Below are 26,496 nucleotides of genomic sequence, written 5' to 3' on the forward strand. Positions count from 1 at the left end.
GTAGAAAATATGGTGAAGCCAAATTTTGATATTATGGATCCACAAAATGATAAATTCAAAGATGAATGCGGAGTTTTTGGAGTTTTCGCAAATAAACCAATAGATGTTGCTTCTATAAATTATTATGGACTTTATGCTCTTCAACATAGAGGACAAGAAAGTGCTGGCATTGCAGTAGCAAATGGAGAAGATATAAAAGTTCATAAGGGGTTAGGTGTTTTAACAGAAGCCTTTGAAGCTGAAGATTTAAAGAGACTTAGAGAATTTAATGGTTATATATCAATAGGACATGTTAGATATTCTACAGCAGGAGCTAAAACTGTTGAAAATGCACAACCTTTAGTTAGTAATACTAAACTTGGTCCTATATCTACTGCTCATAATGGTAATTTAGTTAATGCAGATGTAATAAGAAGTCTTTTAGAGGATGGGGGACAAGTTTTCCATACTAGTGTTGATTCTGAAGTAATTACAAGCTTAGTTGCTAGAGGAGCTAAAAAAGGGATTGAGAGGGCTGTAATTGATGCTATATCAGCAGTTAAAGGTTCTTTCGCTATGGTAATAATGACTAAGGATAAGCTAATAGGTATAAGAGATCCGCATGGAATTAGACCTTTATGCTTAGGAAAATTTGAAGAAGGATATATATTAACTTCAGAAAGTTGTGCTTTAGACACAATTGGAGCAGAGTTTGTGAGAGATATAAAACCAGGAGAAATCGTGGTTATAGATAATGATGGGATTAAAAGTTATAGATATTCAGAAAATACTGTTTGTCAAACCTGTGCCTTTGAATATATATACTTTGCAAGACCAGATTCAGTAATTGATGGTTTAGATGTTCAAACGACAAGAGTTAAGCAAGGAGAAATATTATTTAAAGAATATCCAATAGATGCTGATATTGTGGTAGCTGTACCAGATTCAGGAATACCAGCTGCTATGGGATATGCTAAGGCTTCAGGAATTCCTTATGAGGTTGGATTTGTGAAAAATAGATATATAGGAAGAACATTTATATCACCATCACAAGAAATTAGGGAGAGAGCTGTAGCTGTAAAGCTTAATCCTTTAAAAGTTAATGTAAATGGAAAGAGAGTTATTTTAATAGACGATTCTATTGTTAGAGGAACAACTTCCAAACATTTAATTGAATCTTTAAGAAGAGCTGGTGCTAAGGAAGTTCATTTTCTAGTTGCATCACCAATGGTTAAATATCCATGTTATTTTGGCATTGATACACCATACAGAAGTCAGTTAATTGGAGCAAGTAGAAGTGTAGAAGAGATTAGAGAAATGATAGGTTGTGATTCTCTAGGATATTTAAGTTTAGAAGGAATGTACGAAAGTTTTGAAGGTAGAAGAAATTTCTGCGTAGGATGCTTTAGTGGGGTTTATCCAGTTGCAGCGCCTATGGAAGCTTTAGAGGATAATCTTGAAAGGGTGGAGAATTAAATGCTAACTTACAAAGAAGCAGGAGTAAATATTGAAGAAGGATATAGATCAGTAAAATTAATAAAAGAATATGCAAAAAAAACAATGAGTGAATATGTATTAAACGGATTAGGATCTTTTGCTGGCATGGTTGAACTTCCAGAGGGATATAAAAAACCAGTTTTAGTTTCTGGAACAGATGGAGTGGGAACAAAACTTGATATTGCTTGTAAAAAAAGAAAGTTTGATACTGTTGGAATTGACTGCGTTGCAATGTGTGTTAATGATATTTTATGTCATGGTGCTAAACCATTATTCTTCTTAGATTATATAGCTTGTGGAAAACTTGAAGCTGAGGTTTCTTCTGATTTAGTAAAGGGAGTGGCTGAAGGATGTATTGAGTCTCAGTGCTCTTTAATTGGAGGAGAAACTGCTGAAATGCCAGGTATGTATAAAGAAGGAGATTATGATATTGCTGGTTTTGCAGTAGGAATAGTAGACAAGGATAAAATAATAAATGGTAAAGATATAAAGAGTGGTGACAAGCTTATAGGAATTGCTTCTTCAGGAGTTCATTCAAATGGATATTCTCTTATAAGAAAGGTGTTTAAAAACTTAGATGAAGATTTTAATGGAAAAGCTATTTGGGAAGAATTATTAACTCCTACAAAGATTTATGTTAAACCTGTATTAAGTCTTTTAGAAAAATTTAATATTAAGGGTATGGCTCATGTAACTGGGGGAGGATTTTATGAAAATCTTCCAAGAATGTTAAGTAAAGAAGGACTTAGTATAGTAATAAATAAAAATAGCTATGAGATTCCAGAAATATTTAAAAAGCTTATGGAACTTGGAGTTAAAGAAGAGGAAATGTATAATACTTTCAACATGGGTATAGGGTTTGTTTTATGTGTTGAGGAAGATGAGGTTGAGGAAGTTTTAAAAGAACTTTCAAAGCAAGGAGAAAAAGCTTTTGAGATTGGGTATATAAATGCTGGAGGTGAAGGAGTTTGTATAAAATAGCTGTATTAGCTTCTGGCAGTGGATCTAACCTTCAATCAATTTTAGATAATATAGACAATGGAAATATAAATGGAGAAGTTTCCTTAGTTATTGGAAGTAAGGAGGGTATTTTTGCCTTAGAAAGGGCTGAAAAACAGGGTATAAAAACATCAGTTGTTTCTAAAAAAGAGTTTGAAGATAAAACTTCAGATGAAATCTTAAGACTTGCTAAGGAAAATAATATTGATTTAATTGTACTAGCAGGCTATCTTTCAATATTAAAAGGAAAACTTTTAGAAGAGTATGGAAATAGGATAATTAATATCCATCCATCTCTTATTCCTTCTTTCTGTGGAAATAAAATGTATGGAATAAATGTACATAAGGCAGCTATAGAAAAGGGTGTGAAATTTTCTGGGTGTACAGTTCACTTTGTTAATGATGAGGTTGATGGAGGAGCTATTATTGCACAAGAAATAGTTGAAGTTAATTTTGAAGATACTCCAGAAAGTCTTCAAAAAAAGGTTTTAGAGAAGGAGCATATATTGCTACCTAGAATTGTTAAGTACTTATGCGAAGAAAAAATAGAAATTCATAATGGAAAAGTGAAAATATTAAACTAGGGAGGTCTTTTAATGAAAAAGAGAGCTTTAATAAGTGTTTTTGATAAAGATGGAGTTTTAGAACTTGCAAAATTTTTAAGAGATAGAGATGTAGAAATAATATCAAGTGGTGGAACTTATAAATATTTAAAAGAAAATAACATAGAGGTTAAAGAGATAAGTGAAATAACTGACTTCCCAGAAATGTTAGATGGAAGAGTAAAAACTCTACATCCTTTAGTTCATGCTGGAATATTAGCAATAAGAGATAATAAAGAGCATATGAAAACTTTAGAAGAGAGAGAAATAAATACTATAGATTATGTAGTTGTAAATTTATATCCTTTCTTTGAAAAAGTTAGAGAGAATTTAAGCTTTGAAGAAAAGGTTGAATTTATTGATATAGGTGGACCAACAATGTTAAGAGCAGCAGCTAAGAATTTTAAAGATGTGGTAGTTCTTTCAGATAAAAAAGATTATGAAAAAGTAATGAATGAAATTAAAGAAAATAATTGTGTTTCATTTAAATTAAGAAAAACTCTTGCAGGAAAAGTATTTAACTTAATGAGTGCTTATGATGCTGCAATTTCTAACTTCTTACTAGAGGGAGAAGAGGAATATCCAGAATATCTATCAGTTTCATATAAGAAAATTCAAGATCTTAGATATGGAGAAAATCCACATCAAGGAGCTGCTTATTATAGTTCAACAGAATTTGATGGAGCTATGAATAGCTTTGAAATTTTAAATGGAAAAGCTTTATCTTACAATAATATAAAGGATTTAGATATAGCATGGAAGGTTGCTTGTGAATTTGAAGAAACAGCTTGTTGTGCATTAAAACATAATACACCTTGTGGGGTAGCTGTAGGAGAAAATTCTAAAGAGGTTTATTTAAAGGCTTATGATGCTGATCCAGTTTCAATATTTGGTGGAATAGTTGCTATAAATAGAAAGATAGATAAGGCTACAGCAGAAGAAATGGTTAAAATTTTCTTAGAGGTGGTAGCAGCACCGGATTTTGATGAAGATGCTTTAGAAGTATTAAGAACTAAAAAGAATTTAAGAGTTATAAAATGTAAGAATACTCCTCAGGCTAAAAATTACATGGTAACAGTAGATGGTGGAATATTAGTTCAAGGAGAAGATAATAAACTTGCTAATGAGTATAAAGTTGTAACTGAAAAAGAGCCAACAGAAATGGAATTAAGAGATATGATCTTTGGAATGAAGGTTGTGAAATATGTAAAATCTAATGCTATAGTAGTTGTAAAAGATGGAGTTGCCACTGGTATTGGTGGAGGACAAGTTAATAGAATTTGGGCTACTAAAGAAGCTTTAGAAAGAGGAAAAGGTGGAGCAGTATTAGCATCAGATGCTTTCTTCCCATTTAGAGACTGTGTTGACGAAGCGGCTAAAAATGGAATAAAAGCAATAATTCAACCAGGTGGATCTATTAGAGATGAGGAGTCTATAGAGGCTTGTAATGAACATGGAATAAGCATGGTATTTACAGGAGTTAGACATTTTAAACATTAGAAATAAATAGATTTTAGGAGGTGAATTAGGTCATATAGTTAATTTGAATTTTAAATAGTTAATTATATAAGTTAAAACTATTTAAACTAAGTTTAATTTATATGACCTTTTATATATGAAGATACTTTTAGTTGGATCTGGTGGAAGAGAGCATGCTTTAGCATGGAAATTAGGAAAAAGTTCTAAAGTAGAAAAAATTTATGTGGCTCCAGGAAATGGAGGAACAGCTAATGAAAATAAATGTGAAAATATAGAGCTTACTAAGATTTGTGATTTATTAAAATTTGCTAAAAATAATAATATTGATTTAACTATTGTAGGACCAGAAGAGCCACTTATTAATGGTATAGTTGATGCTTTTAAAGGGGAAGGATTAAAAATATTTGGGCCTGATAAAGCTGGAGCTATGCTTGAAGGTAGTAAAAGTTTTTCTAAGGATTTTATGAAAAAGTATGGTGTTAAGACAGCTGATTACGAAGTTTTCTATGATTATGAAGAAGCTAAAATTTATTTAGAAAATTGCAAATATCCAAGGGTCATAAAGGCTGATGGATTGGCTGCTGGTAAAGGTGTTGTAATATGTGAAAATAAAAATCAAGCAATAGAAACACTAGATTTATTTATGATAGATGATGTATTTAATGGAGCAGGAAAGAAAATAGTAGTAGAAGAATTTTTGCAAGGGATTGAGGCATCAATACTTTCAGTTACAGATGGAAAAGTAATATTACCATTTTTATCTGCTAAGGATCACAAACAAATATTTGATGGAAATAAGGGTAAGAATACAGGAGGAATGGGAGTTATTTCTCCTAATAAATATGTTACTGAAGAGGTTTTAGCTGATTTTTATGAAAATATATTAGAGAAAACTTTAATAGGTATAAGAGAAGAAGGTTTTGACTTTAAAGGAGTTATTTTCTTTGGAATAATGATAACAGAAGAAGGGGCTAAACTTTTAGAATATAATGTTAGGATGGGAGATCCAGAAACACAAAGTGTTTTATCTTTAATGGAAAGTGATTTAGTAGACATAATACTAAATGCACTAGATGAAAAATTAAATGAAACAACTATTAAATGGAATGAAGGATATTGCGTTAATGTTGTTTTATCATCAAAGGGATATCCAGAGGCTTATGAAAAAGGTTATGAAATAAGTATAGATGAAAGTCTTAAGGGAGAATACTTTATAGCTGGAGCAAAAAAAGAAGGAGATACCTTAGTAACCAGTGGAGGAAGAGTACTTTCTGTAGTAGGTAAAGGAAAAACTTTAGAAGAAGCTAAAGAAAATGCATATAAAAATATAGAAAAAGTTAATTTTGAGGGAATGTATTTTAGAAAAGACATAGGTACTGCTAAATAGCCATTAGAAATTAGCAAATTTGAATATATTTATAATCATAAGTTATATATTTAGTATTTAATATTTTTAGATAGAATTTAAACAATACAGTTTAATTTATAACTATAATTACAATAAAAATTAAGTATTTAAATATAAACTATCTAAAGTTTAGATGGTTCAATATTTTTTTAATAAGTATAAAGGAGCTTTAGACAGAGTTACTTTAAAATGTGTTTAGAAGGTTTAATATTTCCTTAATAAGAAAAAGTATTTGATAGAAACTAAAAGGCTTTATTAGAAAAAAATATTAGATATAGGTAAACAATCTAACAGCAGTGAAATTAGTTTGTTTTATCTATATCTAATAAAAATACTCTAATAGAGCTTTTGTGTTTGGACTTTTTTAGTTTTGTCAAAAATAAAAAAACTCTTAAACTAAGTTTAAGAGTTTTGGTGCCGAAGACCGGAATCGAACCGGTACGGTGTGTTAGCACCGCAGGATTTTAAGTCCTGTGCGTCTGCCAGTTCCGCCACTTCGGCATGTCCTGTTGACAATAACTATTATATATACATAAAAGAAAAATGTCAACAAAAAAATTAAAAAATTTAGTATATAAATTTAAAAAGATTATAAATCATTAAAAAATATATAAAAATTAGTTGAATTCTAAAGAAAAAGATGATATTTTATTTAAAATACTTTTTGATTTTATTATATAAAATTTAAATATAAATAAAATGGAGTTTAAAATCAAAAGGGTATTTGGAGGTAGGTTAATTTTAAATAATTACTATATTAAGATGATTTTTTTATTTTATATAAAATTAGTTTGTTTAAAAAGATTAAGAAAGAATAGAACATTTTTTTTATATAATCAAAGTAAATATTATTATAAAAATTAAATATTTATTATACAAGGAGGAAAAATAGTGAGTTGTTTAGGAAATCTTATTTGGATGATATTTGGTGGATTTTTTAATGCTTTAGGATGGTTATTTTGGGGATGTATATGGTGCATAACAATAGTAGGAATACCTGTTGGATTACAATGTTTTAAATTAGCAGGGTTACAATTAGCTCCTTTTGGTAAAGAAGTAGTAACTGTTGACGATGGAGCAGGAAATCTTATTCTTAATATATTATGGATAGTTTTTGGTGGATTTACATTAGCTCTAGGAAATTTAATAAGTGCAGCTATGTTTGCTATTACAATAATAGGAATACCTTTTGCAATACAGTCACTAAAGTTGGCTAAATTATCTCTTATGCCTTTTGGTAAAGTGGTAAGATAATATGCCTTTTAACGAAATATATTATAAAATATTTCCTTAAAATGATTAATATAGTGAAGGACTTTGAAGTTGTTAATTTATTAGAAAATTTATTCTTAAGACTAATCATTATTTTGTTAAGAGAAGGGCTTATATCAAAATAAATTTTTATAAAACTTACAAACATTATGAAGCAAAATCTATTAATTTTCTAAATATGTTTGTAAGTTTTCTTATTATATTTTTATAAAAATCCCTTCTTTTTGTATGAAAAATTGAAATGATAAAATATGAATAGTTTTATTACAATAAATAATAGTTTGAACTTAAATTTTAATATAAAAAAACTGATAAAGGATTATTTTTTATTAAAAGTATAAATTATTTAAAATATGTTGATAATGGAAAATTATTATTATATAATATTAATAAAGGTTAAGAAAAAATTAACAGATTAAATCTATAGATTATAAAGAAAGAGATTTAGTAGGATAATTTTCTTAATAACCTATGGATGAAAAATATGGAGACATAATATTAGGAGGATTTTATTATGAAAAAATTTGTTTGTACAATTTGTGGATATGTTTATGAAGGAGAAAAAGCACCAGAAAAATGTCCAATCTGTGGAGCAGGTGCTGATAAATTCGTAGAACAAAGTGGAGATTTAGCTTTCGCTGATGAACATAGAATCGGAGTTGCTAAAGGTGTAGATGAAAGAATAATCGAAGGATTACAAGCTAACTTTACTGGTGAATGTACAGAAGTAGGAATGTACTTAGCTATGTCAAGACAAGCTGATAGAGAAGGATTCCCAGAAGTTGCAGAAGCTTATAAAAGAATAGCTTTCGAAGAAGCAGAACATGCTGCTAAATTTGCAGAAATGTTAGGAGAAGTTGTAGAAGCTGATACTAAAGCTAACTTAATGGCAAGAGTAAATGCTGAACACGGAGCTTGTCAAGGTAAAAAAGATTTAGCTACTTTAGCTAAACAATTAAACTTAGATGCAATACATGATACAGTTCATGAAATGTGTAAAGATGAAGCTAGACATGGAAGAGCTTTCGAAGGATTATTAAAAAGATATTTTGAATAATTAAAATAAAAGATGATTTCTACATTTGTAGAAATCATCTTTTTTACTTTAATCTATATTTAAAAATATAGATTAGCATTACTTGTTAAATTTATCTTATAATTTATAAAAATTAATTATTATATTTTAGTGCTATTTTAGAAGATTAAGTTTTTCATTACTTTCTTGTATAAAATTATTTAAATGTTCAATTTGAATGTTTATAGATGAAATACTTGGTCCACCTATTACTTTTCTTTCTTCTATACAAGTTAAAAGATTAATAGCTTTATATATATCATTTTCAAACTTATTTGAGAAAGTTTTAAATTCAGATAAAGATAAGTTATCAATAGATTTCCCTTCATCTATACAATAAAGAATTAAATTTCCTACAATCTCATGAGCATCTCTAAAAGCTACCCCTTTTTTTACTAGATAATCAGCGACGTCAGTGGCGTTAGTAAATCCAGAAGAAGCTGAAGTTTTCATAATACTCTTATTAATTTTCATTGTTTTTATCATTCCATTAAAAGTTTTTATAGAAAGTAGAGTAGTATCTAACCCATCAAATAAAGCTTCTTTGTCTTCTTGCATATCCTTATTATAAGCTAAAGGAAGTCCCTTCATAACAGTTAATAGCGTCATTAAATCTCCATAAACACGTCCTGTTTTTCCTCTTACTAATTCTGCAACATCAGGATTCTTTTTTTGTGGCATAATACTGCTTCCAGTACTATAACTATCATCTAATTCAATAAATTTAAATTCATCAGTAGACCAGATGATTATTTCCTCTGAAAATCTAGAAAGATGCATCATAAGTAAAGAGAGGCAAGAAAGTGTTTCAATAGCATAATCCCTATCAGAAACAGAATCTAAACTATTTAGTGTAACTTTTGAAAAGCCTAGTAGATTTGCAACTTTTTCACGATTTATAGGGTAAGTAGTAGTTGCTAAAGCACCACTGCCTAAAGGCATTTCATCAAGTCTTTTATAACAATCTAGTAATCTAGATATATCTCTTTTAAACATTTCACTATATGCTAAAATATGATGAGCAAATGTAATAGGTTGAGCCTTTTGCATATGGGTATATCCTGGCATAATAGTTTCTTTATTTTCTGAAGAAAGATTTAATAGAGTTTTTTCAAGGTTTAAAATTTCACATATTAAAATTTTAATATATCCTTTTAAATATAATTTTGTGTCTAAGGTTACTTGATCATTTCTACTTCTACCAGTATGTAGTTTTTTTCCTTCTTCACCAATGTAATCTGTAAGAGTACTTTCTATAAAACTGTGTATATCTTCTGAAGAGTTATCTATTTTTAATACTCCTTGATTTAATTTATTTAATATTTCATATAAACCAGAAGCAATTTTTTTGCTATCTTCCTTTGGAATAATTTTTTCTTCACCAAGCATAGTAACATGAGCTATACTTCCAATTATATCTTCTTTATACATTCTTGAATCAAAAGAAATAGAGGAATTAAAAGTGTTAACTAGATCATCAACTTGGTGAGTGAATCTTCCGCCCCATAATTTCATAATAAATTCACCTCATTTATATAGTATGTTAGAGCATAAAATATTTAGCTCTAATTTTAATATTAGCTATGTATTAAGTACATAGTTATCTCCTTAATTTAACTTTTGGGCCATTTTAGCTTGTACGATAGATGGTAAGCTAAAAAGATTAATAAAGCCTTCAGCGTCCTTTTGATCATATATTCCATCTTCACCAAAAGTAGCGTATTCTTCGCTGTATAAAGAATATGGTGATGTCATTCCAGCATTTATTATGTTTCCTTTATATAATTTTAATTTTATTTCGCCAGTTACAGTTTCTTGAGTTTTTGATATAAAGGCAGATAAGGCTTCTCTCAATGGGGTAAACCATTGACCATTATAAACTAAATCAGCGAATTTTAAGGAAACTATTTCTTTATAATGGGAGGTTTCCTTATCTAAACATAATTCTTCTAAATCTTTATGAGCTTTATATAAAATAGATCCTCCAGGAGTTTCATATACTCCTCTTGATTTCATACCAACTAATCTATTTTCAACCATATCTATAACTCCAATACCATGTTTTCCACCAATTTTATTAAGTTCCTGTAAAAGAGTGACTCCATCTAGTTTTTCACCATTTAATGAGGTTGCAATTCCTTTTTCAAAACCTAAAGTAATATATTCAGCTTCATTAGGAGCCTTTTCTAAGGTATTACATAGTTCGAGAATTTTATCATATTTAGGTTCATTTTCAGGAAACTCTAAATCTAAACCTTCATGGCTTAAATGCCATAGATTTTTATCTTTACTATAATTTGTTTCATAAGTAATATTTATAGGAACTTCATTGTCTATAGCATATTGTATTTCTTCTTCTCTAGATTTAATTTCCCAAGTTCTCCATGGAGCAATAATTTGCATTTCTGGATTAAAAGTTTTAATTGCTAATTCAAAACGAACTTGGTCATTTCCTTTTCCAGTACATCCATGACAAATAGCATCTGCACCTTCAAGTTTTGCAATTTCTACTAATCTTTTTGCTATTATAGGTCTAGCAAAAGAAGTGCCTAGTAGATACTTTCCTTCATATTTTGCCCCAGCTTGTATGGTAGGAAAGATGTAATCTTCTACAAATTCTTTAGTTAGATCCTCAATATATATTTTAGACGCCCCAGTTTTTATAGCTTTTTCTTTTAATCCAACTAATTCATCAGATTGTCCAACATTTCCTACCACTGCAATAACTTCACATCCATAATTTTCTTTTAACCAAGGGATTATTATTGAAGTATCTAATCCTCCTGAATAGGCTAAAATTACTTTATTAAATTTTTTCATATACATTCCACCTTTAATATTTATTGTTTATTGCTTGTTAATAATTATACATATTAAAGTATATTTATGCAATATTTATTTAAAAAATAAATAAAAACATGTATTTTATGCAGTTTATAATGAATATTATGCAAAAAGGAGCTGGTGTATGAGAGTGGTAAATAGAATTTGTTAGTTTAAAGTGGACATTTAAAATATATTTTTAGATAAATATTAAAACATTATATAAGATATTATTTTTAAGATATTATTTTTAAGATGTTATTTTGAAAATAGGTTTAAGAATGGGGATTTTTAATTGAAGATTAATTTAGCTTATATTAAATAGTATTTATGATTTTTACACAGAATAAAGAGTGGAAGATTAATTGTATTATTTGTATATACTTTAAATGATAAAGGTTACATAAGGAATACTCTAATCACTGAATATGATACATTAAATTTCTAAAATATTATATTATAGCATAATATATAGAAAAAATAAATTAACAAAATGTAAACTTTAAATAAAAACATTGAATAATTCTTTTTGTAATGTTAATATCTATCTGTGGAAACGATTAATAGAAAAGTATGGAATTCAAATTAATATTTTTAAAGTAATGAAAAGGAGATTATGAAATGAAAATATTTATCGATACTGCCAATGTAGAAGAAATAAGAAAAGCTAGTAAATTAGGAGTTTTAGCTGGAGTAACAACTAATCCTTCATTAATAGCAAAAGAAGGCAGAGATATTAAAGAAGTAATTGAAGAAATATGTAGCATAGTAGATGGATCAATAAGTGCTGAAGTTATGGCTTTAGAGTGCGACGAAATGGTTAGAGAAGGAAGAGAATTAGCTAAAATACATAAAAACATAGTTATAAAAATACCTATGTGTGAAGAAGGTTTAAAAGCTGTAAAAGTATTAGCTAGTGAAGGAATAAGAACCAATGTTACTTTAATCTTCTCACCATTACAAGCTTTATTAGCAGCTAGAGCTGGTGCATCATTCGTAAGTCCATTCTTAGGAAGACTTGATGATATAGGAAATCCAGGAATTGAAATTGTAACTCAAATCGCTGAAATGTTTGCTTTACATGGAATAGACACTGAAATAATATCTGCAAGTGTTAGAAACCCAATGCATGTTTTAGATTCAGCTATGGCAGGATCACACATTGCAACAATTCCTTATAATGTTATACTTCAAATGGTAAAACATCCTTTAACTGATGCTGGTATGAAAAAATTCATTGAAGATTATAACAAAGCTTTCAATAAATAATATAATCTGCATTTACAATATAAATTAATACATTAAATTATATTTATAAAAGAATATATTTTACTTATAGTCAACAATTAACCCTTAAAAGAACTATCTAATTTAGATAGTTCTTTTATTTTGGTAGATTATCTAGTATCTATTATATTAAGGTTATTTTTATTATTAATTTTCATAAGTTCATAGTTTATATTATGGATTTTAAGAAGAATAGTATTATATGAAAAAGAGTTATCTAAAGAATAGATAACTCTTTTTATTTATAAAAATAATTTAATCTTAAATAAAGTATCTGTAAATAAAATACATACTAAAGTAGAAAATATACATGTTATTTATTGGTATTAAAGGATAAAATTATAAATGTAAACATTTAACATGAAATTAGGGGGGAGAAAAATGGGTAGAAAATGCATGAATAAGAAGATTGCCGCAATAATAGCAGCTGCCGTTATTGTAGGACAATTACCAATTTCAGTACTTGCTACACCTGTTAATGAAGCTGGAGATGAGATTAATAGTGAATCAGCTGAAATTTTAACTAATAGTGATGAAGAAGCTGAGGCTTATATTCAAAACTATGATAGACCAGAGGGGATTACTTGGACAAAATTAGCAGGCTCAGGAAGTGTTGAGGTAACTGATGGATTTTTATCAGTTACCAATAATGGAGATTATAGAATTATGGAAGATCAATCGCCTAATATAAAAAATGGTGAGTTAGAAAGTAAATTTACAGTTGGAGGTTCTCAAACTGGAATAATATTCAGAGCAACTGAGTCAAACTATGGAATGATCAACTATAACGCAGGTACTGGCTGGGTTATAGAAAATAAAAGTAACTGGGAGGATATTACAGGACCAAGACTAAATAATGGAGATGTTGTAACAGTTAAGGCTACTTTTGTTGAAAAGCATTTAACTGTTAATGTTTCTGTAAATGATGGAGAATTTGAAACTATATATGATAAAGAATCAGATTTAATTCCATTACAAGCTGGTAAAGTGGGATATAGAGGATGGGGTAATGCTAAAACTACCAAATTTGATTATATTAAGTATTCTCCTATGACTATAGATAAGGGACCTATAGTATCAATAAATGAAGTAAATGTAGAAACTTATCCAAGAGTTAAGCCTATTTTACCATCAAGTGTTACAGTAAATCATGAAAATGGTATGTCTAGTATTAAGGATGTTTCTTGGAATTATATACCTAAGGAAAGTTATTCAAAGCCAGGTACATTCAAAGTTGAAGGTACAGTTGAAGGTACAGATGTAAAAGCAATAGCTAATGTAACTGTAAGTTCAGATTTAGCATATTATGAAACTAATTTTGAAACAGAAGAAACAAGAGGAGATTGGCAAGTTGTACAAGGAGGAGGATCTCCAAGTTATGAAGAAGGTAAAGTAAAAATACCTATGAATGGAGTATCAATAGCTGTTGATATGAATTCTCCAGAGGTTAAGAACTTTACTTATGAAACTGATTTTTCTGTTGATAATAATGGAGGAAGAATAGGTCTATTATTTAGATATGTATCAGAAACTGAGTGGGGAGCTGTTTGTTATGATAATGGTTCTTGGGTATGGAAAACTGGAGATGGCAAATATGGTAATTTCCCAGGAACATTTACACCAGAGCAAGGAAAAACTTACAGAATAAAGCTTAAAGTAGAAGATACAAATATTACTATGTGGGTTGATGGAGAGAAAATAGGTCAGGTTGCAGTATCTAATTTACCAGATGTAAGAGGAAAAGTTGGCTTAACTGGATGGTTTGGAAATAAAAATGTTACTTTAGATAATCTTGTTGTTGAGGAATTAGGTGGAATAATGGCACCAGAAGTAGGTCCATTACAAGAACAAAGTATAGAATCAGATTCTATGAAAGTTGTTTTAGATAATAGATTCCCAACTGTTATTAGATATGAGTGGAAAGGAACTGAAGATGTTTTATCAGGGGCATCTGTAGATGATTTAGAAGCTCAATATATGGTTGAAATTAATGGTGAGAAGAGAATTCCAAAAGTAACTAGTGAATTTGCAAATAATGAAGGTATATATACATTAAACTTTGAAGATATAGGAATGACTATTACTTTAAAGATGACTGTTAATGAAAATAAATTAAGAATGGAAGTTACTGATATTCAAGAAGGAGATGTTAAACTTCAAACATTAAATTTCCCAAATCATAGTTTAGCTTCAGTAAGCAGTTTAAATAATGGTAAAACAGCCTCTGTTCTAACAACTGGTGACTGGAATAACATAAATGAAGAGTTTACAGATGTTGCTAAGGCAAAACCAGGGGTTAAGGGTAAAACTTATGCATTTATAAATGATGATAAGTTTGCTGTTACTATAAATAATAATACTATTGAAGGTGGAAATAGGGTTGTATTAACAACAGAAAAGGATACTCTTCCTGATAATACAAACTATAAAAAAGTTGGAATTTCAAACGGTACTTGGACTTATAAAGAAATTCTTCAAGATACAACAGATCAAGGAAGTAAGCTATATCAAGGTGAAAAGCCATGGTCAGAAGTAATTATAGCAAGAGATGAGAATGAAGATGGTCAAGTAGATTGGCAAGATGGTGCTATTCAATATAGAAAAAATATGAAAATTCCAGTAGGTGGAGAAGAAATAAAAAATCAAATGTCATATATTGATTTTAATATTGGATACACTCAAAATCCATTCCTAAGATCATTAGATACAATTAAAAAGCTTTCAAATTACACAGATGGATTTGGCCAATTAGTTCTTCATAAAGGATATCAAGGAGAAGGACATGACGACTCTCATCCAGACTATGGCGGACATATTGGTATGAGACAAGGTGGTAAGGAAGACTTCAATACCTTAATAGAACAAGGTAAGGAATATAATGCTAAAATAGGTGTTCATATAAATGCAACTGAATATACTATGGATGCGTTTGAATATCCAACTGAATTAGTTAACGAAAATGCTCCAGGATGGGGATGGTTAGACCAAGCTTATTATGTAAATCAAAGAGGAGATATAACTAGTGGTGAATTATTCAGAAGACTTGATATGTTAATGGAAGATGCACCAGAGCTAGGATGGATTTACGTTGACGTTTATACAGGTAATGGATGGAATGCTCATCAATTAGGAGAAAAGATAAATGATTATGGAATTATGATTGCAACAGAAATGAATGGACCATTAGAGCAACATGTTCCATGGACTCACTGGGGTGGAGATCCTGCATATCCAAACAAGGGAAATGCAAGTAAAATAATGAGATTTATGAAAAATGATACTCAAGATTCATTCTTAGCAGATCCATTAGTAAAAGGTAATAAGCATTTATTATCAGGTGGATGGGGAACTAGACATGATATAGAAGGTGCTTATGGTACAGAAGTATTCTATAATCAAGTATTACCTACTAAGTATTTACAACATTTCCAAATAACTAAGATGAGCGAAAATGAAGTATTATTTGAAAATGGAGTTAAGGCTGTTAGAGAAAACTCTAATATAAATTACTATAGAAATGATAGATTAGTTGCTACTACTCCAGAAAATTCAATTGGAAATACTGGTATAGGAGATACTCAATTATTCTTACCATGGAATCCTGTTGATGAGGCAAATAGTGAAAAGATATATCACTGGAATCCATTAGGAACTACTTCAGAATGGACTTTACCAGAAGGATGGACTTCTAATGACAAAGTTTATTTATATGAATTATCAGATCTAGGAAGAACTTTAGTTAAGGAAGTACCAGTTGTAGATGGAAAGGTTAATTTAGAAGTAAAACAAGATACTCCTTATATAGTTACTAAGGAAAAGGTTGAAGAGAAGAGAATAGAGGATTGGGGATATGGCTCAGAAATAGCTGATCCAGGATTTGATTCTCAAACTTTTGATAAGTGGAATAAAGAATCTACTGCTGAAAATACAGATCATATAACTATTGAAAATGAAAGTGTTCAAAAGAGATTGGGTAATGATGTTCTTAAAATAAGTGGAAATGAAGGCGCGGATGCTAAAATTTCTCAAAGCATAAGTGGATTAGAAGAAGGAGTAACTTATTCAGTATCTGCATGGGTTAAAAATGATAATAATAGAGAAGTTACACTAGGAGTTAATGTTGGTGGAAAAGATTTCACTAATGTAATAACAAGTGGTGGTAAAGTAAGACAAGGAGAAGGTGTTAAGTATATTGACGATACTTTCGTGAGAATGGAAGTAGAATTTACTGTACCTAAAGGAGTAAATTCAGCTGATGTTTACTTGAAGGCTTCAGAAGGAGATGCTGACTCAGTTGTACTAGTTGATGACTTTAGAATATGGGATCACCCAGGACACACTAATAGAGATGGATATGTATTCTACGAAGATTTTGAAAATGTAGATGAAGGTATATCACCATTTTATTTATCTCCAGGAAGAGGACATTCAAATAGATCTCACTTAGCTGAGAAGGATATATCTATAGATGCTAATCAAAGAATGAACTGGGTACTTGATGGAAGATTCTCATTAAAATCTAACCAACAACCAAAGGAAATAGGTGAAATGTTAACTACAGATGTTTCATCATTCAAATTAGAACCAAATAAAACTTATGAATTTGGATTCTTATATTCATTAGAAAATGCTGCTCCAGGATATTCTGTAAATATTAAGAATAGAGATGGCGAAAAGATTGTAAATATTCCTTTAGAGGCTACTGGTTCAAATTATGCACAAGATATTTTCACTAAAACTAAATCTGTAACTCACGAGTTTACAACTGGAGATTTTGCTGGAGACTACTATATTACTTTAGAAAAAGGTGATGGATTTAAAGAAGTAATATTAGATAATATTTATGTTAAAGAAATAGATAAGTCAATTGAATCACCAGAATTAGCTCATGTAAACTTAAATACAGTAGAACATGACTTAGAAGTTGGACAAAGCGTTCCATTTGCTATAAATGCATTAATGAATAATGGTGCAAATGTTAACTTAGAAGAAGCTGAAGTTGAATATAAAGTTTCAAAACCAGAAGTTTTAACTATTGAAAATGGAATGATGACTGGAGCTTCTGAAGGCTTTACTGATGTCCAAGTAAATATTACTGTTAATGGAAATAAAGTTTCTTCAAATACAGTAAGAGTTAAGGTTGGAAATCCAGAAGTTGAGGAGGAAGAAGTTATAGTAAACCCAGTAAGAAACTTTAAGGTTACTGATAAGACTAAGAAGAATGTAACTGTAAGCTGGGAAGAGCCAGAAAAAACTTATGGATTAGAAGGATATGTTCTTTATAAAGATGGTAAGAAAGTTAAAGAAATAGGTGCTGATAAAACTGAATTTACATTTAAGGGATTAAACAGACACACTATTTATAACTTTAAGATTGCTGCTAAATATTCTAATGGTGAACTTTCAACTAAGGAATCAATAACTGTTAGAACTGCTAGATAATAAGTTTTAATTATTTTAATTAGATTGAAGTAAATTTTAAGCAAGTAGTATAAGATTTTATATAGAGTCTTATACTACTTTTGTTTTAAATTTTATTGACTTTGAAATTACAAAGTGTATAATAAATTTAAAAAAGTTTAGAAATAACTGTTTAAAAATTTTTTGGAGGATGTTATGCTAAATTTATTAGTAAAGGGATTAGTAGCACAATTTTATAGCTTTTACTCTAGCTGGGGCTTTCATTTTAGCGCTGGATCTTTTATGTGCAACAAAAACTATGCTCTTTTAACTAATGGGTTTGTATAATTAGCGTGATAGATATTAATATTATAGTAATATTGTATTATAATTTATTTGATAGAACTCATTAAAGTGGGTTCTATTTTTTTGCAATAGTATAATTTAAACAGTTTAATTTTACATTTAGACTATTTTAGATAAAAAGGTTAAAATAAAAAAGGAGGGCGAATTATGATAGTTATATTAAAACCAGGAACAAAGGAAGAGGAGATTTTAAAATTGATAAAAAAGATAGAATCACTTGGAGTTGAGACTCAAAGAATTTCTGGAAGTGAAATGTGTGTAATTGGTTTAGTTGGAGATACAAGTAAAATAGATCCTGCTAAAGTAGAAGCAAACAAAAATGTAGAGAGAATAATGCCTGTTCAAGAGCCCTTTAAAAAGGCAAATAGATTATTCCATCCAGAGAACTCTATAATTGATGTCTTAGGAAATAAAATTGGTGATAAGAAAATAGCATTAATAGCTGGCCCTTGTTCCGTAGAGAGTGAGGAACAAATAACTGAAATAGCCAAAGAAGTTAAGGCATTAGGGGCAAGTTTCTTAAGAGGTGGTGCATTTAAACCAAGAACTTCACCATACAGTTTCCAAGGGTTAGAACTTGAAGGATTGGAGCTTCTAAAGAAGGCTAAGGCAAAAACAGGTCTTCCTATAGTTACAGAAATAATGTCAACTAGTATGATAGAAAAGTTTATTGAAGATGTTGATGTTATTCAAGTTGGAGCAAGAAATATGCAAAACTTTGATCTTTTAAAAGAGCTTGGAAAGACAAAAAAACCTATTCTTTTAAAAAGAGGATTGTCAGCTACAATAGAGGAACTTATAATGTCAGCAGAGTACATAATGGCCGGTGGAAATGAAAATGTAATTCTTTGTGAAAGAGGAATTAGAACCTTTGAAACTTATACAAGAAATACCTTAGACTTAAGTGCAATACCTGCTATTAAAAAACTAAGTCATTTACCAGTAATTGTTGATCCAAGCCATGCAGCAGGAAAGTCATGGATGGTAGACCCTTTATCAAAGGCAGCCATAGCTGTAGGTGCAGATGGATTAATAATAGAAGTACATAATGACCCTGCTAATGCCTTATGTGATGGTCAACAGTCAATTAAACCAGAAGAGTACGGAAAGCTTTTAGAAGATTTAAGAGCTATCGCAAAGGCTGTTGGTAGAGAGTTATAGAATATTATTTAATTTAGTGGGAGTGTTTAAACTCCCATTAAATTTATACTTAAATAGAAATAACATAATAAAATTAATATTTTTATAAAACATAAAATTAAAGGGTTTGGAGTGATAAAAATGAAAGTTTTAAGAGTAAATTTAGATGAAAAAAGTTATGATATAGTAATTCAAAAGGATTTAAAAGATTATTTTGGAGAATACATAAAAACTGTATTTGATGGGAAAAAAGTAGCTATTATAACTGATGATAATTTAAATGATATATATGGAGAGGCTATAAAGAAAAATATAGAAAATGAAGGTTTTGAAGTTGAAGTTATTTCTGTTACACCAGGAGAAAAGAGTAAATCTTTTAGCGTATTACCAGGAATATATAATAAACTTTTAGATTTTAAACTAACTAGAAGCGATTTAATCATAGCTCTAGGTGGAGGTGTTGTTGGAGACCTTGCAGGTTTTGTTGCCTCAACTTTTTTAAGAGGAATTAGCTTTATACAAATACCTACATCATTATTAGCTCAAGTTGATTCTAGCGTTGGTGGTAAGGTAGCTGTTGACTTAGAAAGAGGTAAGAACTTAGTAGGAAGCTTTTATCATCCAGAATTAGTATTAATAGATCCCAATATGCTTGGAACACTTCCAGAAAAATATTTTAATGATGGCCTTGGAGAGGTAATAAAATATGGATGTATTAAGAGTAAAGAGTTATTTGAAAAGTTAGAGGGCTTTGAAAATAAAGAGGATCTAAAAGAGAATATTGGAGAAATTATTTATGAATGCTGCAATATAAAAAGAGAAGTGGTTGAAAATGATGAAAAAGATTTAGGAGAAAGAATGATTCTAAACTTTGGTCATACTTTAGGTCATGCCATAGAGCAAATTTATAATTATGAAACTTATTCTCATGGGGAAGCTGTTGCCATAGGAATGAATATGATAAGCAAGATTGCAGAAGAAAAGGATCTTACTAAAAAAGGAACAGCAGAAAGAATTGAAAGTTTATTAAAGAAGTATGGATTAAATACTGATGTTAATATTGAAGATAATGGATTAGCTAGAGAAGCTATAAAATTAGATAAGAAGAATTTAAATGGAAATTTAAATGTTATCCTTTTAAAAGATATTGGGGAAGGGTATATATATAATACAACTGTAGAATTTTTTGAATAAAGGCATAGGGAGTTAAGTGAATATTAATTTAAAGTTATTACTTTATAAATAACTTAACAACTTGGCTTCATAAAGGAATTTAGAGCTAATTTAATTATTTCTCTAGTTTTTAAATTTAGAATTAATATTGGTTTAAAACAGAGGATAAAATTTATAGTGTAATTTGAAAATAAGTATAGGGAGTGGGTAAAAGTGAAAAAGGTAATTATAACTCCTAGTAAGTTAAAGGGAAGTGTAAAAATACCACCTTCTAAAAGTATGGCTCATAGAGCTATTATTTGTGCTTCTTTAAGCAAAGGAGAAAGTGTTATTTCTAACATAGATTTTTCAGAAGATATTATTGCAACTATGGAAGGTATGAAATCTTTAGGAGCAAATATAAAAGTAGAAAAAGATAAACTAATTATAAATGGAGAAAATATTTTAAAGGATTCTAATTATAAAGTTATTGATTGTAATGAATCAGGTTCCACTTTAAGATTTTTAGTTCCGATTTCCTTAATAAAAGATAATAGAGTTAATTTTATCGGTAGAGGAAATTTAGGGAAAAGACCATTAAAAACTTATTATGAGATTTTTGAGGAGCAAGAAGTTAAGTATTCCTATGAGGAAGAAAATCTTGATTTGAATATAGAAGGAAGCTTAAAAGGTGGAGAATTCAAAGTTAAGGGAAATATAAGTTCTCAATTTATAAGTGGTTTATTATTTACTCTTCCTTTATTAAAAGAGGATTCTAAAATAATAATAACTACAGAACTTGAATCTAAAGGATATATAGATTTAACTTTAGACATGATAGAAAAGTTTGGAGTTACAATAAAAAATAATAATTATAGAGAATTTTTAATAAAGGGTAATCAAAGTTATAAGCCTATGAATTATAAGGTTGAAGGTGATTACTCACAGGCTGCTTTTTATTTTTCAGCAGGGGCTTTAGGCTCAGAAATAAATTGTCTTGATTTAGATTTAAGTTCTTATCAAGGAGATAAGGAATGCATTGAAATATTAGAGGGTATGGGTGCTAGGCTTATAGAAAATCAAGAAGAGTCTTTAAGTATAATTCATGGGGATTTAAATGGAACAATTATAGATGCTTCACAATGCCCAGATATAATTCCTGTTTTGACAGTGGTTGCTGCTTTAAGTAAGGGAGAGACTAGGATTATAAACGGAGAAAGACTTAGAATAAAAGAATGTGATAGATTAAATGCTATATGTACAGAGCTTAATAAACTAGGTGCAGATATAAAGGAATTAAAAGATGGCCTTATAATAAAGGGAGTTAAAGAATTAATAGGAGGAGAAGTATATAGTCATAAAGATCATAGAATAGCTATGAGTTTGGCTATTGCTTCTACAAGATGCAAGGAAGAGGTTATTATAAAAGAACCAGATTGTGTTAAAAAATCTTATCCAGGATTTTGGGAAGATTTTAAGAGCTTAGGTGGAATTTTAAAAGGAGAATAATATATAAAATATTTAACTGAAAGGAGGAAGCTTTTAGAGATAATAAGCTTTAAAAGCAAAGAAATGGGAGGAGTTTGGGGTAATAAAATAAAATTATCTATATTTGGAGAATCTCATGGAGAAGGAATAGGAATAGTAATAGATGGAATAGAACCTGGAATAAAAATAAATATGGATAACATAGAAAAAGATATGGAAAGAAGAGCACCAGGAAGAAATAGTTTATCAACTCAAAGAAAAGAAGGGGATAAACCAGAAATTTTAAGTGGAATATTTAATGGAATCACCACAGGGGCTCCTATTTCAATGATAATAAGAAATACAGATAAAAGATCTAGGGATTATTCAAAAATAAAAGATGTAATGAGACCAGGCCATGCAGATTTCCCAGGATACATAAGATATAATGGCTTTAATGATTATAGAGGGGGAGGACATTTCTCAGGAAGAATAACAGCGCCCTTAGTTTTTGCTGGAGCCTTAGCTAAGGAAATACTTAAGGAAAAAGATATAACTATTGGTTCTCATATTAAGCAAGTTGGAAAAGTTAAGGATTCTTCTTTTGATGCATTAAATTTAAAGAAAGAAGATTTAGAAGAACTTTTAACTAAAGAACTTCCAGTAATAGATACAAATAAAATAGAAGAAATTAAGGAAGAGATTACTTCATATAGAATGGAAGGAGATTCTATTGGAGGAATTGTTGAGTGCGCCATAGTAGGATTAGAGGCTGGTATAGGAAATCCATTCTTTGATTCTTTAGAAAGTACCATAGCTCATTTAGCTTTTTCAGTGCCTGCTGTAAAGGGAATTGAATTTGGAGCAGGTTTTGACTTTGCAAATATGAAAGGTTCAGAAGCAAATGACGAATATTTCATAGAATATGAAAAAGTTAAGACATACTCTAATAATAATGGAGGAATAACTGGTGGAATATCAAATGGAATGCCAGTTATATTCAGAGTTGTTATAAAACCTACACCATCTATTTCTAAAGAACAAAGAACTATAAATATAAAAAATATGACAGAGGAAGTTCTAAGTGTAAATGGTAGACATGATCCTTGTATAGTTCAAAGAGCCTTAGTTGTTATAGAAGCCATTGCAGCTATTTCTATATTAGAGTTAATAAAATAAAAAGTTTAAAGTATAGTAGACTTTTATGAGAATGGGATATTAATTAAAATTAATCTTTGTCTACTATATTTAAAAATATTTAAAAGTGATTCACTTTATCAAAGTTTTAGATTAAATTAATATTTACTTAAAAAAGATTAAAGAAGTTAAAAGAAAAGAGGTGAAATTTTGAGTGACAAGTTAGCTCAATGTAGGAAAGAAATCGATAGAATAGATGGGGAACTTATGAAACTTTTTGAAGAAAGAATGAATGTTGTTTTGAATGTTGCAAGATACAAAAAAGAAAATAATATGGAAATTTTTCATAAAGATAGGGAAAATCAAGTTATAGAGAAAAATCTAAGTCGAGTAAAAAATAAAGAACTTTTACCTTATGCAGAGGAGATGCTTCATGCATTAATGGATATAAGTAAAGAATATCAACAATATAAAATAGGTATGAGAGAAAATTTCATTAAGTAAAATGAAATAAAATTGTATTTTAAGTGGGAAAAAGGATTATTTAGAGAAGAGGACTTAATTAAATAATAGAGCATAATTTAATTGGAATTAGAGGGAAAATATATTTTAGAGGGGTTAAGAGATTCAATAGTCAATTATAGGATTTTAGTATGTTATAAAAAAGCGTAATTTTAAAATGTTAATAATAATGGGTGTCAAATTAACAGGACATCCATTTATTTTAATAAAGCATAAACTTTTTTTGAAATACCCTATAGAAAATGGATAAGAGAGTAGAATAATGATTGTCAACAAATAATTACTATAGAAAAAGAGGGTATCAAATTTGGAAATTAAAGCTTTGATTAAATTTTTAAAATTGGTAATGGTAATAACTCTTATATATACGTTAATTACTACTAATTTTGCCATAAGGGCATTTTTAATTGTTGTAGAAGTGATTTTTATTATTATATTTTATAAGGTAAAAAATATATAAATAATTTGCTTAGTAAATATTCTATGATTAAAAAGCTAGAGCTTTTTATAAAATACTATTTAAAATGTAAAAGACACCTAGTAGGGTAACTAAGTGTCTTACATGAACTTGTGTATTTGGTTTTGGATATTTAAACAAAAACTTAAAATTATTATTAATCTTTCAACAGGGGATGTAAAAAGATTATTATAAGTTTTGTATGGTAATTTAATCATAGAATTATGAATTAATTATGGAGTTTTATTATTAAAGTTTAAATCTTAATTATTGTATAGTGTAAGAGTTTTATCTTTATTCAATGTTTTTGTTAGAATTAAATTGTAAAGATTAAGGAGGTGGAGTTTTGAAGTTATTTGGATTAATAGGTGAGAAGTTAGGACATAGTTTATCTCCAGAGATACATAATAAAGTTTTTAAAGATAATAATATAGATGGATTATATAATCTTTTTTCTGTAAAAAAAGATTTTGAAAATAATATTGTAGAAAGTCTAAAATGCTTAGGAGTAAAGGGAGCCAATGTTACAATACCATATAAAGAGAAGGTTATGGATCAGCTAGATATTATTTCACATGAGGCCAAAGCTATAGGAGCAGTAAATACTATTTTAATAAAAGATGGAAAATCCTATGGTTATAACACTGATTATTATGGATTTGGTAAAATGCTAGAAAGAGCAAAGGTTAATATTGAAGGAAATAGCTTTTTTGTTTTAGGAGCAGGAGGGGCTGCTAGAAGTATTTTAAAATATTTAGAGGACAGCAAAGCTAAAAAAATAGTTTTGGTTTCTAGGGATAGAGAGAAAGCTTTTAAAAAATTTAAAGATTTCAATATTAATTTTATGAGTTATGGTGAGCTTGAAGAAATTAATGAAGAGTTTGCGTTAATCAATACAACTCCCTGTGGAATGTATCCTAATATAAATTCAGTAGCTGTTTCAGAAAAGGTAATTAAAAAGTTTAAGGTTGCTGTGGATATAGTTTATAATCCTTTAGAAACTAAGTTTTTAAAGATGGCTAAGGACAATGGTCTTAAAACGGTGGATGGATTATTTATGTTAGTTGGACAAGGGGTTAAAGCTGAAGAGATTTGGAATGGAATAAAAGTAGATAAGTCTACAGAAGAAGATATATATGAAGAATTGAAATGTAGATTTTAAAGTTAATTTTGTAATAAGAAAATGTTAATTCGAATACTAAATTTAGCCAAATATGATATAAAATAAGTATAGATTACATTTTTAAATTATACTTAATTTTATAATTAATAAATTAAGAGTTTCTTTTTAAAACAGTAATTATTTCTAGGTATTATTATAAATGATTACTGATTTAAAATAGGAATAAAAACTAAAATTAATTTTAAAAGTTTAAATAATATTGTTGGGTAAAATACAAAAAGGGGATTAGGATATGAAAAAAAGAGGAGTACTTTTAATTGGAATGCCTGGAGCAGGAAAAACAACCATAGGAAGAGATCTTTCAACGGTATTAAAGATGAATTTTTTAGACATGGATGAATTCATAGAAAGAAGTACAGGAAAAGAAATAAAAGAACTTTTTGCTCAGGGAGAAGAGGTTTTTAGAGATTTAGAAAGTAAAAGTTGTGAACTTTTATCAACCTTAAAAAATGTGGTTATATCTTCTGGTGGCGGAATAGTTACAAGAGAAGAAAATATGGGGAATTTTAAGGAGTTTATAACTGTTTTTATAAACAGACCTTTAGATTTAATTATGGAAGATATAGACACAGAAGGAAGACCTCTTTTATGGGATGGAAAAGAAAGACTTACTAATTTATATAGAGATAGAATTGATTTATATAAAAAGCATAGTGATATAGAAATTATAAATGATGGTACTACTAAAGAGGCTATTAGAGAAATAGTTAAAGCTATTTCAGAATTATCCTATTAAAAATCCTAAAGAGAAAGTAGGTGGATTTTAACCAAAGAAAAAATTAATAATTTGGTTAGAGATATTATGAAAATAATGGTTATAAATGGCCCTAATTTAAATCTTCTGGGGATTAGAGAAAAAGAAATCTATGGTGCTAAAGATTTTAATCAGGTCATTGATTATATAAAAGAAGAAGGAAAAGAATTAGGGTTAGAGGTAAACTGCTTCCAGAGCAATATAGAGGGAGAAATAATTAATTTTATTCATAATGCATACTTTGAAAAGTATGATGGAATAATCATAAATCCTGGAGCATACACACATTATAGCATAGCTATTTATGATGCTTTAAAAGGGGTTGAAATACCAACTGTTGAGGTACATTTAAGCAATATTCACAAAAGAGAAGAGTTTAGACATAAATCAGTTACAGCCCCAGCTTGTATTGGGCAGATAAGCGGATTTGGTGAATATGGGTATATTATGGCAATGAATGCATTAAAAAATAAGATTAAATAAAAAGAAACTCCTTC

The 26,496-nt window shown here is 29.0% G+C and carries 19 protein-coding genes and 1 tRNA gene; 17 read left to right on the forward strand and 3 right to left on the reverse strand.

The window, feature by feature from the left end; translation table 11 throughout:
* Positions 1–9 precede the first annotated feature (9 nt).
* From purF to purD, 5 genes are all read left to right on the forward strand, one after another.
* Positions 10–1,455, forward strand: a complete 1,446-nt coding sequence (gene purF / locus CPF_RS03360) for an amidophosphoribosyltransferase (RefSeq protein ID WP_011009969.1) — start codon at positions 10–12, stop codon at positions 1,453–1,455.
* Positions 1,456–2,457, forward strand: a complete 1,002-nt coding sequence (gene purM / locus CPF_RS03365) for a phosphoribosylformylglycinamidine cyclo-ligase (RefSeq protein ID WP_003468449.1) — start codon at positions 1,456–1,458, stop codon at positions 2,455–2,457. It begins immediately after the preceding gene.
* Complete coding sequence (gene purN / locus CPF_RS03370; protein WP_003468450.1) at positions 2,445–3,059, forward strand: phosphoribosylglycinamide formyltransferase; 615 nt, start codon at positions 2,445–2,447, stop codon at positions 3,057–3,059. Before purM ends, purN begins: the two co-directional genes overlap by 13 nt.
* A 12-nt stretch (positions 3,060–3,071) precedes the next feature.
* A complete protein-coding gene (purH, locus tag CPF_RS03375; RefSeq protein ID WP_011590302.1) occupies positions 3,072–4,577 on the forward strand; it encodes a bifunctional phosphoribosylaminoimidazolecarboxamide formyltransferase/IMP cyclohydrolase in 1,506 nt (501 codons plus the stop codon).
* A gap of 115 nt (positions 4,578–4,692) precedes the next feature.
* A complete protein-coding gene (purD, locus tag CPF_RS03380) occupies positions 4,693–5,943 on the forward strand; it encodes a phosphoribosylamine--glycine ligase (RefSeq protein WP_011590303.1) in 1,251 nt (416 codons plus the stop codon).
* Between the two features lie 433 nt (positions 5,944–6,376).
* On the opposite strand, the gene CPF_RS03385 is transcribed toward purD, so the two are convergent.
* Positions 6,377–6,465 (reverse strand) — tRNA-Leu (locus CPF_RS03385).
* Positions 6,466–6,855: 390 nt separating this feature from the next.
* Between CPF_RS03385 and CPF_RS03390 the strand changes: the two genes are divergently transcribed.
* Both CPF_RS03390 and CPF_RS03395 read left to right on the forward strand, forming a co-directional pair.
* Entirely contained in the window at positions 6,856–7,218 is a 363-nt protein-coding gene (locus tag CPF_RS03390) for a YccF domain-containing protein (protein WP_003476972.1), read from the forward strand.
* 532 nt (positions 7,219–7,750) lie between these two features.
* Positions 7,751–8,293 carry an NADH peroxidase gene (locus CPF_RS03395; protein WP_003453016.1) on the forward strand — a complete coding sequence of 181 codons (543 nt, stop codon included), beginning with the start codon at positions 7,751–7,753 and terminating at the stop codon, positions 8,291–8,293.
* A gap of 132 nt (positions 8,294–8,425) precedes the next feature.
* Here the strand turns inward: CPF_RS03395 and argH are convergent, their stop codons facing one another.
* Together argH and CPF_RS03405 are read right to left on the reverse strand one after the other, a co-directional pair.
* Positions 8,426–9,826, reverse strand: coding sequence for an argininosuccinate lyase (argH, locus tag CPF_RS03400; protein ID WP_011590304.1), 1,401 nt, complete (start codon positions 9,824–9,826; stop codon positions 8,426–8,428).
* Positions 9,827–9,919: 93 nt separating this feature from the next.
* Positions 9,920–11,131 (reverse strand): argininosuccinate synthase, encoded by a 1,212-nt coding sequence (locus CPF_RS03405; RefSeq protein ID WP_011590305.1) that lies wholly within the window; start codon positions 11,129–11,131, stop codon positions 9,920–9,922.
* Between the two features lie 624 nt (positions 11,132–11,755).
* Between CPF_RS03405 and fsa the strand changes: the two genes are divergently transcribed.
* The 10 genes from fsa to aroQ all read left to right on the forward strand — a co-directional run bounded on the left by fsa (position 11,756) and on the right by aroQ (position 26,482).
* Positions 11,756–12,403: a fructose-6-phosphate aldolase gene (gene fsa / locus CPF_RS03410; protein ID WP_011590306.1), complete on the forward strand. Its 648-nt coding sequence runs from the start codon at positions 11,756–11,758 to the stop codon at positions 12,401–12,403.
* A 399-nt stretch (positions 12,404–12,802) separates the two neighbouring features.
* A complete protein-coding gene (locus CPF_RS03415) occupies positions 12,803–17,863 on the forward strand; it encodes an endo-alpha-N-acetylgalactosaminidase family protein (RefSeq protein WP_011590307.1) in 5,061 nt (1,686 codons plus the stop codon).
* Positions 17,864–18,334: 471 nt separating this feature from the next.
* Entirely contained in the window at positions 18,335–19,348 is a 1,014-nt protein-coding gene (gene aroF / locus CPF_RS03420; protein WP_003457101.1) for a 3-deoxy-7-phosphoheptulonate synthase, read from the forward strand.
* A 120-nt stretch (positions 19,349–19,468) separates the two neighbouring features.
* Positions 19,469–20,521: a 3-dehydroquinate synthase gene (gene aroB / locus CPF_RS03425; protein ID WP_011590308.1), complete on the forward strand. Its 1,053-nt coding sequence runs from the start codon at positions 19,469–19,471 to the stop codon at positions 20,519–20,521.
* Positions 20,522–20,713: 192 nt separating this feature from the next.
* Complete coding sequence (aroA, locus tag CPF_RS03430) at positions 20,714–21,988, forward strand: 3-phosphoshikimate 1-carboxyvinyltransferase (protein ID WP_011590309.1); 1,275 nt, start codon at positions 20,714–20,716, stop codon at positions 21,986–21,988.
* Positions 21,989–22,051: 63 nt separating this feature from the next.
* A complete protein-coding gene (gene aroC / locus CPF_RS03435; RefSeq protein WP_011590310.1) occupies positions 22,052–23,125 on the forward strand; it encodes a chorismate synthase in 1,074 nt (357 codons plus the stop codon).
* Between the two features lie 168 nt (positions 23,126–23,293).
* The gene (locus CPF_RS03440; protein WP_011590311.1) at positions 23,294–23,587 is read left to right on the forward strand and encodes a chorismate mutase; all 294 of its coding nucleotides are present in this window, start codon (positions 23,294–23,296) and stop codon (positions 23,585–23,587) included.
* Between the two features lie 821 nt (positions 23,588–24,408).
* Positions 24,409–25,224: a shikimate dehydrogenase gene (gene aroE, locus CPF_RS03445; protein WP_011590313.1), complete on the forward strand. Its 816-nt coding sequence runs from the start codon at positions 24,409–24,411 to the stop codon at positions 25,222–25,224.
* Positions 25,225–25,477: 253 nt separating this feature from the next.
* Positions 25,478–25,981, forward strand: a complete 504-nt coding sequence (locus CPF_RS03450; RefSeq protein WP_003476990.1) for a shikimate kinase — start codon at positions 25,478–25,480, stop codon at positions 25,979–25,981.
* A 66-nt stretch (positions 25,982–26,047) separates the two neighbouring features.
* Positions 26,048–26,482 carry a type II 3-dehydroquinate dehydratase gene (gene aroQ, locus CPF_RS03455; protein WP_011590314.1) on the forward strand — a complete coding sequence of 145 codons (435 nt, stop codon included), beginning with the start codon at positions 26,048–26,050 and terminating at the stop codon, positions 26,480–26,482.
* Positions 26,483–26,496 lie beyond the last annotated feature (14 nt).

The sequence above is a fragment of the Clostridium perfringens ATCC 13124 genome, assembly GCF_000013285.1.
GTDB classification, from domain to species: Bacteria; Bacillota; Clostridia; order Clostridiales; family Clostridiaceae; genus Sarcina; species Sarcina perfringens.

What these genes read in the sequence shown, in the direction of transcription:
- aroF (WP_003457101.1), top strand. Translation starts at nt 18,335, where the DNA reads ATGATAGTTATATTAAAACCAGGAACAAAGGAAGAGGAGATTTTAAAA.
- purM (WP_003468449.1), top strand. Translation starts at nt 1,456, where the DNA reads ATGCTAACTTACAAAGAAGCAGGAGTAAATATTGAAGAAGGATATAGA.
- CPF_RS03450 (WP_003476990.1), top strand. Translation starts at nt 25,478, where the DNA reads ATGAAAAAAAGAGGAGTACTTTTAATTGGAATGCCTGGAGCAGGAAAA.
- aroC (WP_011590310.1), top strand. Translation starts at nt 22,052, where the DNA reads ATGGGAGGAGTTTGGGGTAATAAAATAAAATTATCTATATTTGGAGAA.
- argH (WP_011590304.1), bottom strand. Translation starts at nt 9,826, where the DNA reads ATGAAATTATGGGGCGGAAGATTCACTCACCAAGTTGATGATCTAGTT.
- aroB (WP_011590308.1), top strand. Translation starts at nt 19,469, where the DNA reads ATGAAAGTTTTAAGAGTAAATTTAGATGAAAAAAGTTATGATATAGTA.
- fsa (WP_011590306.1), top strand. Translation starts at nt 11,756, where the DNA reads ATGAAAATATTTATCGATACTGCCAATGTAGAAGAAATAAGAAAAGCT.
- aroQ (WP_011590314.1), top strand. Translation starts at nt 26,048, where the DNA reads ATGAAAATAATGGTTATAAATGGCCCTAATTTAAATCTTCTGGGGATT.
- CPF_RS03405 (WP_011590305.1), bottom strand. Translation starts at nt 11,131, where the DNA reads ATGAAAAAATTTAATAAAGTAATTTTAGCCTATTCAGGAGGATTAGAT.
- CPF_RS03415 (WP_011590307.1), top strand. Translation starts at nt 12,803, where the DNA reads ATGGGTAGAAAATGCATGAATAAGAAGATTGCCGCAATAATAGCAGCT.
- purF (WP_011009969.1), top strand. Translation starts at nt 10, where the DNA reads ATGGTGAAGCCAAATTTTGATATTATGGATCCACAAAATGATAAATTC.
- purH (WP_011590302.1), top strand. Translation starts at nt 3,072, where the DNA reads ATGAAAAAGAGAGCTTTAATAAGTGTTTTTGATAAAGATGGAGTTTTA.
- purD (WP_011590303.1), top strand. Translation starts at nt 4,693, where the DNA reads ATGAAGATACTTTTAGTTGGATCTGGTGGAAGAGAGCATGCTTTAGCA.
- CPF_RS03395 (WP_003453016.1), top strand. Translation starts at nt 7,751, where the DNA reads ATGAAAAAATTTGTTTGTACAATTTGTGGATATGTTTATGAAGGAGAA.